14 protein-coding genes and 1 tRNA gene are annotated in these 16,304 nt (G+C 52.9%); 3 read left to right on the forward strand and 12 right to left on the reverse strand.

The annotated features are described in order from the left end of the window. Nucleotides 1-19: 19 nt before the first annotated feature. The gene (gene aroQ / locus DW123_RS06965; protein ID WP_118273315.1) at nt 20-457 is read left to right on the forward strand and encodes a type II 3-dehydroquinate dehydratase; all 438 of its coding nucleotides are present in this window, start codon (nt 20-22) and stop codon (nt 455-457) included. Nucleotides 458-535: 78 nt separating this feature from the next. After that, nucleotides 536-1,660, forward strand: coding sequence for a UDP-galactopyranose mutase (glf, locus tag DW123_RS06970; RefSeq protein WP_118273314.1), 1,125 nt, complete (start codon nt 536-538; stop codon nt 1,658-1,660). A gap of 152 nt (nt 1,661-1,812) precedes the next feature. Here glf and DW123_RS06975 read toward each other — a convergent pair. The 3 genes from DW123_RS06975 to DW123_RS06985 form a co-directional block, all read right to left on the reverse strand. Beyond that, a tRNA-Arg gene (locus tag DW123_RS06975) sits at nt 1,813-1,889 on the reverse strand. A gap of 53 nt (nt 1,890-1,942) precedes the next feature. After that, complete coding sequence (locus DW123_RS06980) at nt 1,943-2,722, reverse strand: ABC transporter ATP-binding protein (protein WP_118273313.1); 780 nt, start codon at nt 2,720-2,722, stop codon at nt 1,943-1,945. A 9-nt stretch (nt 2,723-2,731) separates the two neighbouring features. Further along, nucleotides 2,732-3,541, reverse strand: a complete 810-nt coding sequence (locus tag DW123_RS06985) for an ABC transporter permease (protein ID WP_118273382.1) — start codon at nt 3,539-3,541, stop codon at nt 2,732-2,734. Nucleotides 3,542-3,733: 192 nt separating this feature from the next. On the opposite strand from DW123_RS06985, the gene DW123_RS06990 reads away from it, so the two are divergent. Beyond that, complete coding sequence (locus tag DW123_RS06990) at nt 3,734-4,678, forward strand: glycosyltransferase family 2 protein (RefSeq protein ID WP_118273312.1); 945 nt, start codon at nt 3,734-3,736, stop codon at nt 4,676-4,678. A 137-nt stretch (nt 4,679-4,815) separates the two neighbouring features. On the opposite strand, the gene DW123_RS06995 is transcribed toward DW123_RS06990, so the two are convergent. From DW123_RS06995 to DW123_RS07035, 9 genes are read right to left on the reverse strand one after another with little or no spacing between them, the layout of a single operon-like run. Then, nucleotides 4,816-6,657 carry a glycosyltransferase gene (locus tag DW123_RS06995; RefSeq protein WP_158570726.1) on the reverse strand — a complete coding sequence of 614 codons (1,842 nt, stop codon included), beginning with the start codon at nt 6,655-6,657 and terminating at the stop codon, nt 4,816-4,818. 26 nt (nt 6,658-6,683) lie between these two features. Continuing rightward, on the reverse strand, nt 6,684-8,648 hold the full coding sequence (locus DW123_RS07000) for a DUF4422 domain-containing protein (protein WP_118273310.1): 1,965 nt from the start codon (nt 8,646-8,648) through the stop codon (nt 6,684-6,686). A gap of 18 nt (nt 8,649-8,666) precedes the next feature. Beyond that, nucleotides 8,667-10,703 (reverse strand): DUF6541 family protein, encoded by a 2,037-nt coding sequence (locus DW123_RS09490; protein WP_147351598.1) that lies wholly within the window; start codon nt 10,701-10,703, stop codon nt 8,667-8,669. A 24-nt stretch (nt 10,704-10,727) separates the two neighbouring features. Further along, nucleotides 10,728-12,182, reverse strand: a complete 1,455-nt coding sequence (locus DW123_RS07010; protein WP_118273308.1) for a sugar nucleotide-binding protein — start codon at nt 12,180-12,182, stop codon at nt 10,728-10,730. Between the two features lie 15 nt (nt 12,183-12,197). After that, on the reverse strand, nt 12,198-13,220 hold the full coding sequence (gene rfbB, locus DW123_RS07015; RefSeq protein WP_118297910.1) for a dTDP-glucose 4,6-dehydratase: 1,023 nt from the start codon (nt 13,218-13,220) through the stop codon (nt 12,198-12,200). A gap of 18 nt (nt 13,221-13,238) precedes the next feature. Next, nucleotides 13,239-14,138: a glucose-1-phosphate thymidylyltransferase RfbA gene (rfbA, locus tag DW123_RS07020; protein ID WP_118291501.1), complete on the reverse strand. Its 900-nt coding sequence runs from the start codon at nt 14,136-14,138 to the stop codon at nt 13,239-13,241. 3 nt (nt 14,139-14,141) lie between these two features. Further along, a complete protein-coding gene (locus tag DW123_RS07025; RefSeq protein ID WP_118273658.1) occupies nt 14,142-14,507 on the reverse strand; it encodes a DUF2304 domain-containing protein in 366 nt (121 codons plus the stop codon). Further along, nucleotides 14,504-15,205 (reverse strand): glycosyltransferase family 2 protein, encoded by a 702-nt coding sequence (locus DW123_RS07030; protein ID WP_118273659.1) that lies wholly within the window; start codon nt 15,203-15,205, stop codon nt 14,504-14,506. The genes DW123_RS07025 and DW123_RS07030 overlap by 4 nt, the downstream gene beginning before the upstream one ends. 51 nt (nt 15,206-15,256) lie before the next feature. After that, nucleotides 15,257-16,276: an acyltransferase family protein gene (locus DW123_RS07035; RefSeq protein ID WP_118273660.1), complete on the reverse strand. Its 1,020-nt coding sequence runs from the start codon at nt 16,274-16,276 to the stop codon at nt 15,257-15,259. Nucleotides 16,277-16,304 lie beyond the last annotated feature (28 nt).

The following is a 16,304-nucleotide window of genomic DNA, read 5'->3' on the forward strand; positions in this document are numbered from 1 at the left end:
AACCGCAAAGGAAGCAACCATGAAAGCACTCGTCATTAACGGCCCCAACCTCAACATGCTCGGCATTCGCGAGCCGGGCATCTACGGCAGCGACAACTACGACCGCTTAGTGCAGATCTGCCAGGAAGCGGGCGCCTCACAGGGCTTCGACGAGGTCGAGGTTTTCCAGTCCAACCACGAGGGCAGCATCGTCGACAAGATCCAAGAGGCCTACGGCAAGGTCGACGGCATCGTCATCAACCCGGCGGCCTACACGCACACGAGCGTGGCGATCCTCGACGCCCTCAAGGCCGTCGCCATCCCTGCCATCGAGGTCCACATCAGCGCCGTCGAAACGCGTGAGGACTTCCGCCAGATAAGCTACGCCCGCCTGGCCTGCTTTGCCACCATCACCGGCGAAGGCCTCCAAGGTTACGCTCACGCGCTGGAGCTGCTGAAAGTGCATCTGCTACACTAATCTCATGGGCAAATGAGTCAGTAGCGTTTGTCCCAAAACTAAAGTAACTGTCCAATCGACATACAAAGGAGCATATCCATGTCCCAATACGATTACCTCGTTGTCGGCGCCGGCCTTTCGGGCGCTGTCTTTGCCAATGCCGCCAAGCGCGCCGGCAAGTCGGTCCTGGTCATCGATCGCCGCGACCACATCGCCGGCAACATCTACACCGAGGACGTCGAGGGCATCCAGGTCCACCGCTACGGCGCGCACATCTTCCACACCTCCATGAAGGACGTCTGGGACTACGTCAACCGCTTCGCCGAGTTCAACAACTACGTCAACTCGCCGGTCGCCAACTTCCACGGCAACATGTACAACATGCCCTTCAACATGAACACCTTCGCCAAGATGTGGCCGGGCGTCGTCACGCCGGCAGACGCCAAGACCAAGATCGCCGAGCAGGTGGCCGCCGAGAACATCGGCGAGCCGCAGAACCTCGAGGAGCAGGCGCTGTCGCTCGTCGGCCGCGACATCTTTGAGACACTCGTAAAGGGCTACACCGAGAAGCAGTGGGGCCGTGATTGCCGCGACCTGCCCGCGAGCATCATCAAGCGCCTCCCCTGCCGCTTTACCTACGACAACAACTACTTCAACGACCGCTACCAGGGCATCCCCATGGGCGGCTACACCAGGATGGTCGCCAACATGCTCGAGGGCGTCGAGGTGCGCTGCGGCGTGGAGTACAAGGAGCTGATCGCCGCCGAGCCCGATATCGCCGCCAAGACGATCTACTGCGGCCCCATCGACGCGTTCTACGACTTTAAGCTGGGCACGCTCGAGTACCGTAGTCTGCGCTTCGAGACCGAGACGCTCGATGAGCAGGACCACCAGGGCGTGGCCGTGGTCAACTACACCGAGCGCGAGATCCCCTACACGCGCATCATCGAGCACAAGCACTTTGAGTTCGGCACGCAGGACAAGACCGTCATCACGCGCGAGTACCCGGCCGACTGGAAGCCCGGCGACGAGCCCTACTACCCCATCAACGATGCCAAAAACGAGGCCCTGTACAAACAGTACGAGGAGCTGGCAGCACAGGAGGGCGACGTGATCTTTGCCGGTCGCCTGGGCGGCTACAAGTACTACGACATGGACAAGGCCATCGCCGCCGCCTTCGAGCTCGTCCGCAACGAGCTGGGCGTGGAGCCGACCGAGGCGTAAGAGCCCAACAGCCAAAGGCTGATAGCCATTCTGAGATGTAGAAAGTCCGGTGCAGCATCGCTGCATCGGACTTATTGTTGAGGGAGCACTGCGTGCGCACGCGCACCAAATAGCAAAGACCCGGCGTAATAACCGGGTCTTCAAAAACTCTCTGGTGCTCCATGGCGGATTCGAACCGTCGACCTTGGGATTAGAAGTCCCCTGCTCTATCCAACTGAGCTAATGGAGCATAAAGCCGCGCGTCCAAGCAGGTACAAGTTCACACGGCCAATAAATTATAACCTACTTGAACTGGTCGTGGTATGCCTTGCAGACCTCATCCACGGGGCCATCCATACGCAGGTCGCCCTTCTCGATCCAAACAGCACGCTGGCAAATGCGCTCAACCTGCTCCATGGAGTGAGAAACGAACAAGACCGTGACGTCACCGCTCTCAATAAAATGCTGAATGCGGCGCTCGCACTTCTGCTGGAAAAAGACATCGCCAACAGAAAGCGTCTCATCGACGATGAGAATATCGGGCTCGGTAATCGTGGCGATAGCGAAGGCAATGCGCGCGACCATACCCGAAGAGAAGTTCTTCAGCGGCATGTCAACGAAGTCTTTGAGCTCAGCGAACTCAATGATGCCATCGAAGTTTGCATCAATAAACTCCTTGGTATAACCAAGGAGAGCGCCGTTGAGGTAGATGTTCTCGCGAGCGGAAAGCTCAGGATCAAAACCGGCGCCAAGCTCAATCAACGGCGCAATATTGCCATGAACCTTAACCTCGCCCTCAGAGGGCTCAAGGACACCGGCGATGATTTTGAGCATCGTAGACTTGCCAGAACCATTGGTGCCAACCAGACCAACAACCTCGCCGCGATGAACGTCAAACGAGATGTTCTTAAGCGCACGGAACTCCTCAAAAAAGAGCTTATGGCGCGCCAAGGAAATGAAGTACTCCTTGAGGCTGCCCAGAGACTCAGAGGCCATATTGAAGATCATCGTTACATCTTTGACCTCGACGGCCATGGGCTGCTTGCTGTAATCGACAGGAGCAGCGGTATTAGTTTCAGACATGCAAGCTCCTTAGATATACAGGATGAATTTATGCTCAGTCTTGTGGAAAATCGTATAGCCAATGGCAAGCGAAATCAAAGCCCAGGCAACGCAAAGACCAAATACCAGAGGGGTCGGACTTTGCTGAAATAGAAAGATGTCGCGCATAAACGTAAGATAGTTATACATAGGATTGGCGTACATAATCACGCGAAGAATATGCGGCATCTGCGCAATAAAATCCGTGGTCCAGAAAATGGGAGTAAAGTACGTCCAAGCGGTGATAACGACGCTCCAAAGATGCATGACATCGCGGAAGAACACAGATAGTGCCGAAAGCATAAGGCCAAGACCCATACAGAACAGCATAAGAAAGAACAAGCAGACCGGCAAAAGAATCAGATGCCAGCTGGGAACGACGCGAAACCAAATCATAACAAGGGCAACGGCGACCAGCGAAAGTGCAAAGTTCACAAGGGAGAACAGGACTTTCTGAACCGGGAACACCCAGCGGTGAACCTTAACCTTTTTAAGCAGCGAAGAAGCGCCCAGGATAGAAGACATGGCCTGCGTCGTAGAGTCGGACATCACAGAAAAGGTGACGTTACCGACGATAAGGTACAACGGGTACATATCTGGAGTGATGGAACCGTTACGACCTTGTGCAAAGATGGTCGAAAAGACGATAGCCATGACAACCATCATCAGCAACGGATTAAGCACCGACCATGCGATACCGAGAACGCTGCGGCGATACTTAAGTTTGAAATCCTTGGTTACCAGCTGCTCAAGAATGAACTTATCCTTTTGGAAATCATTTTTGGCGTGCGATGGAGGCATCGAGGCCTTGGGCGCAACCTGAGTCTGCTCTGTCACGAACGCAACTCCTTACATCGTTTCGTTAGCAAATCGAAAGTATAGCCCCCGCGCACATGGAAAATGCGGCGATACGCTGACGATAAAAGGAACCCACAAACTCGGCCGCCCCAGCACTCTATACTATTGGAGTTTTGAGCCCAACCGAGGAGCACCATGGATTACCGCAACGTTGCCGTGCTTATCCCCTGCTACAACGAGGCAGTCACAATCAAAAAGGTCGTCGAGGACTTTAAGCGCGAACTCCCTGGAGCAGCTATCTATGTCTACGACAACAACTCCACAGACGGAACGGCTCGAGTTGCCCGCGACGCCGGGGCAATCGTGCGCCATGAGAGCCGTCAAGGCAAGGGCAATGTCTGCCGCCAGATGTTCCGTGACATCGAGGCAGACTGCTACTTGATGGTCGACGGCGACGATACCTACCCCGCAGAGTCGGCAGCGGCGCTTTGCTTCCCCGTCCTCAATGGCGAAGCCGACATGACGGTAGGCGACCGTCTCTCAAACGGCACGTACGCTGAGGAGAACAATCGCGCCTTTCACGGATTTGGCAACAACCTTGTTCGCGCCATGATCAAGTGGATTTACGGCTACAGCTTTGACGACGTGATGACCGGATATCGAGCCATGAGCAAACCTTTCGTCAAGACCTTCCCCGTTTTGAGCGAGGGCTTCCAGATTGAAACCGAGCTCTCCATCCATGCCGTCGACCACCGCTGGCGTATCAAAGACGTGCCCATCGTCTACCGCGACCGCCCCGAAGGATCCGTGTCGAAGCTCAACACAGTCAGTGACGGCATCAAGGTCACCAGCATGATCGGCACGCTCTTTAAGGACTACAGGCCGCTTAAGTTTTTTGGACTCACGGCGGCGATCTTCGCAATCATTGGGCTAATACTGGGCATTCCCGTTATAGCTGAATACGCGCAGACCGGTTTGGTACCGCGCCTCCCCACCGCCATCCTTGCTGCAGCCTTTATGTTCCTATGCGGCCTCTCGCTTGCCACAGGTTTTGTGCTGGACTCAGTAGCCAAAGTCGAACGCAAACAATGGGAGCTTAAGGTCTATGAGGAATATGAACGTGCAGAAAATCGTAAATAGCGTGATCAGACCGCTTAAGAAGTTCAACAGCGCCATACCGGCTACATTCACCGTACCGCAAGTACTCGCTCTACCCTATCTTCTAAAGAAACAGGACTAAATAGGGGTCTGTCGGCATTTCGACAGACCCCTTTACGTTAAAGTCCCAAATATTCAGTCCAAAACTCACGCGAAGTGAGATATGGCCGTGCATCTTTCCAAGCTTTACGAACAGCCCTGCCTTCTTTTCGATAGCGAGCCATAAGTTGTCGCTCGCGCTTTCGAATCGCATGGAATCGGTCCATGTCAAGATGACGCACAGCACCTTTCGTGCGAGTGGGATCAAGGAACACAACGGTCTTATGTCCCATTGAACTACCCTCAATAACGGCAGAGCCATGCTTAACAACATAGCCTGGCTTTTCGGAAAGCAAGAACGGAGCATAGTGCTTGTCATAAGGAAGGGTACGGAAGTACTTCATGAAGAGCGCCCTGCGACCATCGTCAGGAAGTATCTGCTTACCACAAAGGACTTCGTCGTTAATACCGGCACGAGAAAGCAGGTCACTACCAAGTTCCTCAACAGGAACAAGCTTCTCATTGCGCTTGCCATTAGACATCATCAAAGCCGAACCGTCAAGGTTCTCCAGATACTCGGGGCCCTTAAGATAATCATCAATACCATCAAGCGTAAGTTCTGCGGCCGCATAATCGTAGTCACGAAGATTCATGCGAACATTTCGTTTGGCACGCATGATTGCCCAGCCCTCTTTAGCACAATCATCCATAGCAATCATGGCAAGAAAATTGCGCGTGTACTGATAACAATCTACAGAAGCCCTAAAACGGCCCTCAAAACTGGCGTGCCATACACAGATGCCATCCATGGTCATGTAAACGGGGTTGTTGCGCATGCCAAACTCAACATCATCGCAACGGATAAAGAACGGAACAGGCAAGCCGTTCTTCAAGATCGCCTCAACGGGAATACAGCTATACCACCATGCGCCATAAGCCTTAGAGACCTCGATATCCTGACGCTCATTTAAAAGGATATCTGAAAGCTTGGATACATCAAGGTCCTGTTTAAGGCGAGCATAAACAGCTGTATCAACAACATGCGAAACATCTTCAAACTGCCTTATAGGGTCCTCAAGTGAAAGCATGGCACCATTGATGAAGGCATCCTTATACTTTCCCCGAGCAAGCGATAGCAGGTTGAATGTACGAATAAGGCTCTCAGGCATGATGGACACGTCGTCATCCATAACAATGACATGCGTAAACTCACCGGAATGCTCGGTCGCAGCCATCATGCCACGGGCGAAACCTCCGGAACCGCCCGTGTTGGGGTTAGGGAGCACGGTCACGACATCATCAGAAAGAGCGTCAACGTCGAGCGAACGCCCATTGTCGACGACAAACATGTGAAAATTATCGGCAAACGGAGCACCCTCAGCAGCAATGCCGTTTTTAACCAGGGAAATGTTGGGGATGATGTACTTCTCATTTTTGAATGTAGTAGTGCAAAGGGCAATGCGAACGTCATTGACAGCCGAAGCATCAACGCAGGTCGAGAAAGAACCCGCAAAGACATCAACAGTCGAAGCCCCCTCAGAAATAATTGAGAATCCGACTAGGTCGAACTTATCCACCTCAACGGGAACGGATAATTCAGAGATATCCTCAAAATCAAACGAATGATACGAAAGAATTTTAGGCTCATTAGAGTCAAGAGGAACACCGCGAAGAACAACGCGACCAGAACCCTTGAGAGTAAGCGATAACTTTAAATTATCAATCTGAGCATATTGACGCCATTTGCATACAGAGCAGGCGTTTACATATGTGAGAAAGTCCACGTCCCCTTTAATTCGCAGAGCAGATGAACTCTCAGAATAAACAGCCTCACCAGAAATAACGCGATAGTAAATCTCGGGATGATTAGCCGCATGCATATCGACGTGCAAAACGATATTAGATAGCTTAAAGCCAGACATTAGTTGCTCCATTAAGGCACCTATTACTATTTGAGATGTTTAAGAAGACGGGATTTATACTCGTCCTCCGTCCAAGTTTGCTCTATCCTCTCACGACGCTTGGAACCTGAAGGATAAAGGATAGATAAAGCAGAACCAGCGATATTTGCAGCGACTTGCCTCTTATCAGACCCAACGGGGAGCTTTTCCGCAATCGCCTTCCTCAGACCAGACTTCTCCTCAGCATCTTTGTGAATTCGATATGAGACCATATTGCTAAGGAGAACTTCATAAAAGGAACCCTCTCTAGCGATACGCCAAAAATCAGTAGTAACAGAACTCGGCTCGGGATTTGAAAAAACTAGTGGGTCATATTGCACAATGGATGGATTCGCAACCTCTTTAAACTTACGAAATAGGCTCAGAGGAGCCGCAGGCGCTAAACCCTTTCTCCAATAATCGGCATCGACGGGATATGCCCAAGATAGGTCAAGCGATTCGCAACGACCCTCATAGATAACATTAAACGCTTCACTGGCCCTAAGCTGATAATTGTGCTTAAGATATAGGTTCTTAATAGATTCGAAATCAGCCTCATTTCGAAGTTGATCAAGATCGAGAACCATCACAGACGTATCGAAATAACCGTAGGGATCCTGAATACCTAGCTCATGACGACATCTCTTGTAGAGACGATCAAGCGGCTCATTAATTCTTGCGCGGTCAATAACGCTCTCGGCCGCAACGATGGGCTTCTCAGAGGAACGGAAGCGCTGCCACAACTCTGAAGTAAGGCCATAAAACAACGTATGCCACTCAAAAGAAATAACTCGATGATAGTCAGGCAAAAGCCAGGGAAGCAGAATCTCGGGGTCGATCGACTGACGGAATTTCACGTCATTTAACTTTGCCTTAACATATCCGACTCGATCGAAAAGGCCGTAATCGATCTGATCCAAGTCGATAAAACGAACACTAAAATTATCAGCGGCTTCACAGCTACGATTAATTTCAGCTTTAACGAAAGCAGAAAGTTCACGACCCAAAACAATTAAGTCATACAGAACAGCAGAGCCCGAGTTGGCCTTTATGAATGACCTAAGCGTAACATCGATTATCGATGCATCAAAATCACGTTCAACAGCGTTAAAAACAATTGGGATTGCGTTTTCGACAGGCTTCAGGCGAAGACTATCAAGCGGTTCAGTAACATTGAAGTAAACAAGTGGAACATGCTTAACATGTGCACCGTTCTTTTCAATATGAAAAATGAACACACTGTAGAGAATCTCGGCCATAAAGCCAAAGATCCTCGAACGCATCTGGTTGTAATGAGACAAATCGACAAGTGCCTCAAGCCTCGAAAGAACATCGAACTCAAAATGGCACATCTTATTGAATAGGTCCTTCTTCATAACAAAACAGTTATAACCAAGGAACCACTTATCTTCGAGGTACAAATGAAGGTCGTCTGAATACTCGGGATAAAACTCGTCAACGATCTTGATCATCTGGTCAAGATCGTTGACGTTAATCAAGTCTCGATCATGGGCAGCCCAGTGCTTATAAACCGTTTTCTGTTTTCCTTTAGGAGTTGAAAGACCGCTAACATCTTCAAGCAGACCAACCACGCAGTCATACCGCTCGATCACCGAGGCCATTTCGCTCGCATCTTCAAGGCCAAAGCGATCCATGTTGAATGAATCGAGAAAACCCGCTTCAACTTGATTGCGCTTAGTGAACTCGAAATCACCATCAGAAAAAGTTAGGAAACGACGGTAGTGGCAAAGACCAAGATAGTCGGCGTCAAGATTTTTCCAGGCCCAATACTGAGCAGTTAACTCACAGTACGAGCCATTCTTAGCGGAAATATTATCGCCCTCATCATCATGAGCAATGCCCTCCATACGCCGGGGCGCGATAGCAGACCCAACCTGAACGGGAACATAAAGGGGGTTATGCGGGAGCTCGGAAGGTTTATGACAAGCTACGGCAATTTTAATATCAGTCATTCAGCACTCCAGAACGGGTCATGAAACCAAGTCATTGACGTCTATCTTATACAAACACATGTCCCCTTGGCTAAGAACGAGTTCAAAACCGGGAGTGTTCTCGGTAATATCAAAAATACCGGACCAATCTTTTCTCTCATGAGGCACATACGGAATGATGGAGCCCGAAGGAGAATTACTATCAAGTATTAGAACGTACTTAGCGTTCAGATTTCGGACACAGTCCGAAACACGCTTGTCTGCCGCGAAATTGCACAAACCCATGCGGATAGGCTTATCAGATTGGTTGCTAGGATTAGCTTTTATGTTTCTATAAACCACATTCATGCCAGCTGATCCGTACAACATGCCGCTCCCATCAAAAGGCAAATTAATAACTACATCGTCTTTAACGATGGGAATGCATTTGCCAATAAAATCCCACTCTTCAGCATCAATTCCCTCAAGGTTGTTCATTGAATAGGTTCGCTCTACGTTGCTCTTAATAGAGCCGAAAGGCGTATCAAACCAAGAACCGTCTGCCAGCTGGAAACTAGGCAACAAAAGAAAATAAAGAAAAACAAGCGATCCGGCAAAACAAAACGAGACACGAAGGACGCGCGCATAACGTTGGACTAGACGAATGAAAGCACGCGCGATGGAAGAATAAGCAACACAGAGAAGCGGCGTTGAACACATCGCTGCCATAGCACCCACTCGATAATAATCCGTGTACCAAAAACCGGAAAAATAGCTTTGAAGCGGGAAGTCCTTAGTATACGAAGCAATAAAAAGGAACGTACAAATAAGATAGAGCCAGCTGACGTATTTAACCGAAGAACGCATAAAGGAAAGAAAGAATCCCAGGAGCAGAAGCGGAGCGACTAGATACTGAATTTCAAACATTCCACCATATTTGAGTTCAAGAGCGGAAGCGAAGGCTTGAGCCAGAGATGCATCATTGGACCAATTGAAATGAACTATGCCGCTCAAGAAAGGAGATAGATACAGAAGCGTCCAGATAGCAAGAACAAAACTAACTACTAGCAGAAAAGATAAGAAAGATCTAGAGAAATGCGATTTGCGAAGGCTCGGATTCATAACTAAAATCCGGTCACGAACAAAACAAAAAATGATTGGAATACAGAAAATTCCGCCCGTAAATACAGCATTTGGTTGAGCAATCGCCATAGCAAAAAACACAACAGATAATGAGACGAATACCTTGACAAAGGACCGATTCTCGAGAGGGAAAAGAAGTTCCCAAAATAGAAAAACAAATGCAGGAACCAAAGCAAAAGCCAGCAAGTTTGAAGCGAGCTGGCCCCAAACCAAAAAGGCCCACGGAAAACCAACGTTTCCGACACAAGCAAGGGCCCCCACACGTGTCTCAAGGGCTCTAGAACCAAAAAGACGCGAACAGACTAGAAGTGATCCAAGGGGATAAACCGCTCCACAAATTACAACAACAGCAATGTTAGATGCCATAGTAACCGTGCAACCAGGTAACGCGGTAAGAGCTGCGCAAAAGACATGGTAAGCCGCAGGATAAAATCCGGAAAGCGGTACAAGATTTACATCTTGTGACACATGCAGAGTCGAATAGGTACCAGATTCGACAAATACCCTAATAAAATCTAGATGAGCGCTCGAATCATTTGACGTTGAAAAAGAGTAAGGACCATCGATCGGAAGTATGAAGAGCACCGTGACAAATATTGCTGCGATGAGCAAATAAAGCGCAATAAGAGAGAAAGTTGGCCCGTTTTGAGAGTCATGCTGCACATGTGGCAGTCGATTTCTTTCGCAAAGTCGCGAGAATACACCGGAAACAATAAGTAAAACCAGGGTAACGAGTAGACATATCAGAAGGAACTTAACGTTGCTAACATTAATACCGGCAAGCCCAAGCAAAATGCCAACAACAACAAACACCGAAAGTGAGAAACTCGGAGCAAGACAAATTGATGCTTCCAGCCTAAATCCGGCAAAACGGAAAGCAACAGAACCGGGCCCATAAAGAAGCGCGGCAGCAATACAAAGGTCTAGAAAATAATAAAGCCAAGATGGATTCATAACGCTAAACACCGTAAATAACGATTACAAAGACTTCAAATACAAAGAAAGAGAGTTGTCCCAATCCGGCATATGGAAGCCAGATGCCTCGAGCTTGGACAGGTCGAGAGCGGAGTGGGTCGGGCGCGAGGCAACGGGACCGGCGGCGGTCGCGTAGTAGTCGGCGGTGCTGACCGGGACCACCTTGTCGCCGTTGCCGTTGGCGGCCTCGAAGACGGCGCGGGCGATGTCGGCCCAGGACCTGACCGCGCCGGAGCCGGTGCAGTTGTAGGTGCCGTAGGGGGCCTGCGTCCCCAGCACGTGGAAGATGGCCTCCGCCATGTCGCGCGTGAAGGTCAGGCGGCCCAGCTGGTCGTCGACCACGGTGACCCGCTCGAGCTTGTCCTCGGGGTCGGCGACGCGGTCGGACAGGCCCTTCATCGTCTTGACGAAGTTGCGGCCCTCGCCGATGACCCAGGAGCTGCGCATGATGTAGTGGCGCGGGCACCCGGCCACGGCGATGTCGCCGGCGGCCTTGGTCTGGCCGTAGACGGACAGCGGGCTGAGGGGCTCGTCCTCTGTGTGCACCTCCGCGGTGCCGTCGAAGACGTAGTCGGAGGACACGTGGACCAGGGTGATCCCGTGCCCGGCGCAGGTGCGGGCGAGCAGCGCCGGGCCGGTGGCGTTGGCCTTCCAGGCGGCGACGCGCCCCTCGGGGGTCTCCGCCCTGTCCACGGCCGTGTAGGCGCCGCAGTTGATCACGGTGCCGTAGAGCGACCAGTCGTACTGTGCGTAGGCGTCCGGGTCGGACATGTCGAAGGTGTCGATGTCGCAGAAGTCGAAGTCCTTGGCGACGCCGCGCTCCTCGGCGAGCTCGCGCACCGCATGTCCCAGCTGCCCGTTGCAGCCGGTGACGAGGGTGCGCCTGGGCGCCATGGGGACGACGTCCTTGAGCATCGGGTGGTTTTTGTCCGCCTCGGAGACGGTGGCCTGGTCGAGCGGGATCGGCCACTCGATGGCGAGCTCGGGGTCGGCGAGGTTCACGAAGGTGTAGGTCCTCTTGAGCTCCAGCGACCAGTGGGCGTCCACCAGGTAGGTGTAGGCGGTGCCGTCCTCCAGGGCCTGGAAGGAGTTGCCCACGCCGCGCGGGACGTAGATGGCCCTGGACGGGTCGAGCGTGCAGGTGAACACCTTCCCGTAGGTCTCGCTGCCCTCGCGCAGGTCCACCCAGGCGCCGAATACGCTGCCGCGGGCCACGGAGATGAACTTGTCCCAGGGCTCGGCGTGGATGCCGCGGGTGACGCCGCGGCTGTCGTTGTAGGAGACGTTGTTCTGGACGACGCGGAGGTCCGGGATGCCCAGGGCGGTCATCTTGGCGCGCTGCCAGTTCTCCTTGAACCAGCCGCGCGAGTCGCCGTGGACGGCGAGGTCGACGACCTTCAGGCCCCCGATGCCGGTCTCGGTGACGGAGAGGTCCTTCCCGAATGCGATGTCTGCCATAGATCTACCCCCTCCTTACTGGCCCTGGGCGCGGTAGCGGGCCTCGGTGGCCTCCTTGGCCGGGCGCCACCAGGACTCGTTGGCCACGTACCAGTCGATCGTCTGCTTGAGCCCCTCCGCGAAGTCGGTGTGGGCAGGCCTCCAGCCCAGCTCGCGCTGGAGCTTCGTGCTGTCGATGGCGTAGCGGCGGTCGTGGCCGGGGCGGTCGGCGACCCAGTCGAAGTCCTCGGGGTCGCGGCCCATGGCCTCCAGGATCATGCGCAGGACCGTGATGTTGTTCTTCTCGCCATTTGCACCGATGAGGTAGGTCTCCCCCATGCGGCCCTTGGTCAGGATGTCCCAGACGGCGCTGGAGTGGTCCTCGGTGTGGATCCAGTCGCGGACGTTCTCGCCGCGGCCGTAGAGCTTGGGGCGCACGCCGTCGATGATGTTGGTGATCTGCCTGGGGATGAACTTCTCCACGTGCTGGTAGGGGCCGTAGTTGTTGGAGCAGTTGGAGATCGTGGCGCGCAGGCCGTAGGTGCGGGTCCAGGCGCGCACGAGCATGTCGGAGGACGCCTTGGTCGAGCTGTACGGGGAGGACGGGCGGTACGGCGTCTCCTCGGTGAACTTCGCCGGGTCGTCGAGTGCGAGGTCGCCGTAGACCTCGTCGGTGGAGACGTGGTGGTAGCGGACGCCGTGCTTGCGGACGGCCTCCAGCAGGCGGAAGGTGCCCTCGACGTTGGTGCGCAGGAAGGGCTCCGGGTCGGCGATGGAGTTGTCGTTGTGGCTCTCGGCGGCGTAGTGGACGATGGCGTCGTGGCCCGGGACGATGCGGTCCAGCAGCGCGGCGTCGCAGATGTCGCCCACGACGAGCTCCACGCGGTCGGCGGGCAGCCCGGCGATGTTCTCGGGGTTGCCGGCGTAGGTCAGCTTGTCCAGGACGGTCACGTGCACCCCGGGGTGGTTGTCCACCACGTAGTGCACGAAGTTGCTGCCGATGAAGCCGCAGCCGCCCGTGACGATGATGTTCCTGGGGGAGAAGGTCTCCTCTGCCATGTTCGAATCTCCTTGTTCCTAGTACTCGCGCGGGCTGTTGACAATCTCGCCGGCGGCGACCTTCTTGAGGTGCCGCCCGTAGACCGACTTGCCGTAGGCCTTCGCGGCCTCCTCGAGCTCGGCGGTCGTGATCCAGCCGTTCTCCCAGGCGATCTCCTCGGGCACGGACACGGGCAGGTCCTGGGAGTGCTCCACGGCGCGGACGAACTCCGCGGCCTCGTGCAGGCTCTCCATGGTGCCGGTGTCCAGCCACGCGTACCCGCGGCCGAGCGTCACCACGGACAGCGTCCCCTCCCCCAGGTACATCCGGTTGAGGTCGGTGATCTCCAGCTCGCCGCGGGCGGACGGCTTGACCTCATGTGCCTTGGCGGCGACGTCGCCCGGGTAGAAGTACAGGCCGGTGACGGCGTAGGAGCTCTTGGGCTCGGCGGGCTTCTCCTCGATGGAGACGGCCCTCCCCTCGCGGTCGAACTCCACGACGCCGAAGCGCTCGGGGTCGTCCACGTGGTAGCCGAAGACCGTGGCGCGGCCCGACTCGGCGTTCTGCACGGCGCGCGTCAGGTGGCGCGACAGGCCGTTGCCGTAGAAGATGTTGTCGCCGAGAACCAGGGCGCACGGCTCGCCGTCGATGAAGCCCTCGCCGATGGTGAAGGCCTGGGCCAGGCCGTCGGGGCTCGGCTGCTCGGCGTAGGAGAGGTTCACGCCGTAGCGCGAGCCGTCCCCGAGCAGGCGCTCGAAGTTGGGGAGGTCGGTCGGCGTGGAGATGACCAGGATGTCCCGGATTCCCGCCAGCATGAGGGTGGACAGCGGGTAGTAGATCATGGGCTTGTCGTAGACCGGCAGCAGCTGCTTGGAGGTCACGAGCGTGAGCGGGTACAGGCGGGTGCCGGACCCGCCTGCGAGGATAATGCCTTTCATGAATTAGCCTCTTTTCGCATGGCTCTCGTCATTATGACGACGTTCAAACTTTTCGATCGCCAACTGCTGGGTAAGCTCGCGAAGCTTTGTATCGAGCTGAGAAAGACGAACGCTCAGCCTAAAGCAGACAATGAGCAAGACGAAGATGAAGAATAGGAAAACGAAGTTCGAAGGCGCCATGGTGCCGACAAGATTGGAAAGCCAGAAAAACACCTGGGGGAAAATGCTGACAAGCAGCAACAAAGCAGAAAAGCAGAACCAGAACAGAGAATCCTCAAGACGCATCTTGGAATCACGAATCTTAACGGTCATATAACCAAACGTGAGCAAGGATGCTGCAAACAGCGTAATACGAAGCGGCAGCGTCATGCAGCATCGCCCTCCAAGCTTTTACGGAAGAACTGGATAAACAGAATAGATAAAGTCATGCGAAGCATATACTTGGCGGACGACTTCCAGTTAAAGTAGCTCTCCCCCGCCTCGCGCTCGGCCATCTGAACCGGCACCTCGACAACCTTGGCATGAGCGGCACGGATGAGGTACGAAACGGTGTCGGGCTCTGGACCCATATTGAGACCAAGGGCGAGCAGTTTGATCATGCGTTTATTAAAAGCACGCATTCCCGACGTGGGGTCATGAATATCTTGACCGGTCGTGAGCTTAATGGCTCCTTGAATGATATTACTGCCAAACATGCGCAGCGAGTTATCCTTGGGCTGATCAATAAATCGCGAACCAATTACAATATCGCTCGTCTGTAACGCCTGTTCCAAGTCGTGGATATACTGAGGCAAATGCTGGCCATCAGCATCAAACTGAATAGCGCAGTCGTACCCATGCCGATAAGCATATTTAATACCCGCTTGGAACGCACCCGCAAGGCCAAGATTGCAGGGCAGGTCCAAAAACGGATATCCATTGTCTCGGCAAATTTGGACAGTCCCATCAATGGAACCGTCGTTAACGACAAGGTAGTCAACATCGGGAACAGTTGCGGTCAGCCTAGTGACCGTAGACTCGAGAGACTCCTCTTCGTTATAAGCAGGAATAATAATCAGTGTCTTCAAAACGGGCTCTCATAACGTTTGATTGATATCCAAATCATAATAACGAAAATATTAGTGACTATACCTAAGCCACCGCAAATGCGGCAATTTCTCAAGTTTAAGAATTGAAAACGTTAAGGCCCACGATGCAATTAGCACGATAGCAAACATAGCGTTTTGGCTAACGTTAACATGGCAATAATCATTCAGAATGAACTGAAGATTTGCGTGCAAACAAAAGGTCACAGTGCTCGCACAACGTAAGAAACGGACATGTCCAATCCGAACATCAAAGCGAAGCAACAAGAGAAACAGCGGGACGCAGAGCAGTGGAAGCGAGAAATAGCAGTCGTCCGCAACCGCCCAGCCATGCGAAACTATCAATATTTGCTCAGCATAAAGCGAAATAATGCCGACAAGGCCCAGAAGTGACAGCGTCTTTGCGCTCAATGCCTTGTCTTGCGACCGCTCCGCAAGCATCTTCCCAACAACAACCCAAAAGAGGGCAACCCAGTAACTGTTGTAGCTAAATCCAGCAGATTGGACAAAAACACTCATATGGGCCTGCACATACGCAGTGTTTCCATAGTTGCTCATCAAACAGCAAACGCAAAAAGACATTAACGAGAAAAGCAGTTGGCTTCTGTTAGAAAGATATCGCGAAAGCACGGCAACCAAAACAGTTGCAATAACGGCAGCCATAATAAACCAAGAAGCAATAAAGGTGCTGCCCGTAAAGAAAGACCGAGCCCACAAGACAAATCCGTTGAGAATGCCGCTCGAAAACCACTGACGATACCTAATGGTCGGTATCAAAAAGATCAACATCCAAAACAGATAGAGACGAAGATTTCGGGAAACATATTTTTCAATATGTAGAACGCGCTCCTCAAGACCGCTTAAGTTCTTATGATGATTAAAGAAAAAATAAGATGTCATTAAGAAGAATAGAGGAACGGCGGCTCTGAGTATTGGGCGAAAATAAACCGCATAAGCATCAAAGGGGCGCACGTGAATCGCAACCACAAAAATGCTTAATACAAATTTGGCAGCATCAACTGAATCGTAATTATGGCGGGTCGTCGTCGCCATTCCCGCATCACCCCATCTATTCACCGGA

The organism is Collinsella sp. AM10-26 (assembly GCF_003472525.1).
GTDB lineage: Bacteria > Actinomycetota > Coriobacteriia > Coriobacteriales > Coriobacteriaceae > Collinsella.

Bases quoted from the DNA above. Each gene is read 5' to 3' on its own strand.
- DW123_RS06995 (WP_158570726.1), bottom strand. From the start codon at position 6,657: ATGTCTGGCTTTAAGCTATCTAATATCGTTTTGCACGTCGATATGCAT.
- rfbB (WP_118297910.1), bottom strand. From the start codon at position 13,220: ATGGCAGAGGAGACCTTCTCCCCCAGGAACATCATCGTCACGGGCGGC.
- DW123_RS07010 (WP_118273308.1), bottom strand. From the start codon at position 12,182: ATGGCAGACATCGCATTCGGGAAGGACCTCTCCGTCACCGAGACCGGC.
- glf (WP_118273314.1), top strand. From the start codon at position 536: ATGTCCCAATACGATTACCTCGTTGTCGGCGCCGGCCTTTCGGGCGCT.
- DW123_RS07000 (WP_118273310.1), bottom strand. From the start codon at position 8,648: ATGACTGATATTAAAATTGCCGTAGCTTGTCATAAACCTTCCGAGCTC.
- rfbA (WP_118291501.1), bottom strand. From the start codon at position 14,138: ATGAAAGGCATTATCCTCGCAGGCGGGTCCGGCACCCGCCTGTACCCG.
- DW123_RS06980 (WP_118273313.1), bottom strand. From the start codon at position 2,722: ATGTCTGAAACTAATACCGCTGCTCCTGTCGATTACAGCAAGCAGCCC.
- DW123_RS07025 (WP_118273658.1), bottom strand. From the start codon at position 14,507: ATGACGCTGCCGCTTCGTATTACGCTGTTTGCAGCATCCTTGCTCACG.
- DW123_RS06985 (WP_118273382.1), bottom strand. From the start codon at position 3,541: ATGCCTCCATCGCACGCCAAAAATGATTTCCAAAAGGATAAGTTCATT.
- DW123_RS06990 (WP_118273312.1), top strand. From the start codon at position 3,734: ATGGATTACCGCAACGTTGCCGTGCTTATCCCCTGCTACAACGAGGCA.
- DW123_RS07035 (WP_118273660.1), bottom strand. From the start codon at position 16,276: ATGGCGACGACGACCCGCCATAATTACGATTCAGTTGATGCTGCCAAA.
- aroQ (WP_118273315.1), top strand. From the start codon at position 20: ATGAAAGCACTCGTCATTAACGGCCCCAACCTCAACATGCTCGGCATT.
- DW123_RS09490 (WP_147351598.1), bottom strand. From the start codon at position 10,703: ATGAATCCATCTTGGCTTTATTATTTTCTAGACCTTTGTATTGCTGCC.